Below are 2303 nucleotides of genomic sequence, written 5' to 3'. Positions count from 1 at the left end.
CTCTCGGGGCCACCCCGCCCGGCCTCGGCGTCGTCCTCCAGCCGCAGCGTCAGCGAGATCCGCTTGCGCGGCACGTCGACGTCGAGCACCTTCACCCGGACCACGTCGCCGGACTTGACCACGTCGCGCGGGTCCTTCACGAACGTCCGGGACATCGCCGAGACGTGCACCAGGCCGTCCTGGTGCACCCCGACGTCGACGAACGCGCCGAACGCGGCCACGTTGGTGACCACGCCCTCCAGGATCATGCCGGGGGTCAGGTCGCCGATCTTCTCCACGCCCTCGACGAAGGTGGCGGTGCGGAACTCCGGCCGTGGGTCCCGGCCGGGCTTCTCCAACTCGGCCAGGATGTCGGTGACGGTGGGCAGGCCGAAGGTGTCGTCGACGAAGTCGGTGGCCCGCAGCCCGCGCAGGATCGCGCTCTGCCCGATCAGCGAACGCAGGTCTTGCCCGGTGCGGGCCAGTATCCGCCGCACCACCGGGTACGCCTCCGGGTGCACGCTGGAGGAGTCCAGCGGGTCGTCGCCGCCGGGGATGCGCAGGAAGCCGGCGCACTGCTCGAACGCCTTAGGGCCGAGCCGGGACACCTTCCTCAGCTCCGCCCGGGAGCGGAACGGGCCGTTGGCGTCGCGATGCAGCACGATGTTCTCCGCCAGCCCGGCCCCGATTCCGGAGACCCGGGTCAGCAGCGGCGCGGAGGCGGTGTTCACGTCGACGCCGACGGCGTTCACGCAGTCCTCGACCACGGCGTCCAGGGAACGGGAGAGCTTCACCTCGGACAGGTCGTGCTGGTACTGGCCGACGCCGATCGAACGGGGGTCGATCTTCACCAGCTCGGCGAGCGGGTCCTGCAACCGGCGGGCGATGGAGACCGCGCCGCGCAACGACACGTCCAGCCCGGGCAGCTCCTGCGAGGCGTACGCCGACGCCGAGTAGACCGACGCGCCGGCCTCGGAGACGACCACCTTGGTCAGCTTCAGCTCCGGACGCCGCTTGATCAGGTCACCGGCCAGCTTGTCGGTCTCCCGGCTGGCGGTGCCGTTGCCGATGGCGACCAGCTCCACGCCGTGTGCCCCGGCGAGCTTCGCGAGGGTGTCGATCGAGGCGTCCCACTGCCGGCGCGGCTCGTGCGGGTAGATCGTGTCGGTCGCGACGACCTTGCCGGTGGCGTCGACCACCGCCACCTTGACCCCGGTGCGCAGGCCCGGGTCGAGGCCCATGGTCGGCCGGGTGCCGGCGGGCGCGGCGAGCAGCAGGTCGCGCAGATTGGTGGCGAAGACCCGCACGGCCTCCTCCTCGGCAGCCAGCCACAGCCGCATCCGCAGGTCGGCCCCGAGGTGGATGAGGATCCGGGTACGCCAGGCCCAGCGCACCGTGTCGGCGAGCCACCGGTCGGCGGGCCGCCCGGCGTCGCTGACGCCGAACCGGCCGGCGATCGCCGCCTCGTACCGGGTCGGGCCGGTGACCGGAGCGTCGGAGTCGCCCTCGGCCTCCGGGTCCATCGTCAGGTCGAGCACGCCCTCCTTCTCGCCCCGGAACATCGCCAGGATCCGGTGCGAGGGCAGCTTCGCGTACGGCTCGGCGAAGTCGAAGTAGTCGGCGAACTTCGCACCGGCGGACTCCTGGCCCTCGCGTACCCGCGAGACCAGTCGGCCCCGCGACCACATCTGCTCGCGCAGCGTGCCGATCAGGTCGGCGTCCTCGGCGAAGCGCTCGATGAGGATCGCCCGCGCGCCGTCCAGCGCGGCGGCGGCGTCGGCCACCCCCTTGTCCGCGTCGACGAACCCGGCGGCCCGCTCCCGGGGGTCCTGGCCCGGGTCGGCCAGCAGCGCGTCGGCGAGAGGCTCCAGCCCGGCCTCGCGGGCGATCTGCGCCCGGGTCCGCCGCTTCGGCTTGAACGGCAGGTAGATGTCCTCCAGCCGGGACTTCGAGTCGGCCGCCATGATCTGCGCTTCCAGGGCCTCGTCGAGCTTGCCCTGGCCGCGGATGGACTCCAGCACCGCGGCGCGGCGCTCGTCCAACTCGCGCAGGTAGCGCAGCCGCTCCTCCAGGGTGCGAAGCTGGGCGTCGTCGAGCAGGCCGGTGGCCTCCTTGCGGTAGCGGGCGATGAACGGCACGGTGGCGCCGCCGTCGAGCAGCTCCACGGCCGCCCGGACCTGACGCTCGGCGACGCCGAGCTCGTCGGCGATCCGCTGGTGCACAGACTGGGTCACGATCTTCATCCGCCTTCGAATGTGGGTTCCGCCCTGCATTGTGCCGGCAGCCCCCGACGCCGCGCGCCACCCCCGCCGTTCGCCCCGACG

The 2303-nt window shown here is 72.8% G+C and carries 1 protein-coding gene; it reads right to left on the bottom strand.

Annotation, left to right across the window (positions count from 1 at the left end; all coding sequences use genetic code 11):
* Positions 1-2252 (bottom strand): Tex family protein (locus E1258_RS32070; RefSeq protein WP_132407658.1); only part of this gene is annotated, 2252 nt, incomplete at its 3' end.
* Between the last annotated feature and the right edge of the window lie 51 nt (positions 2253-2303).

Source organism: Micromonospora sp. KC207 (assembly GCF_004348615.1).
Lineage (GTDB): Bacteria > Actinomycetota > Actinomycetes > Mycobacteriales > Micromonosporaceae > Micromonospora.
This window is presented reverse-complemented; position numbering and strand designations above follow the sequence as displayed.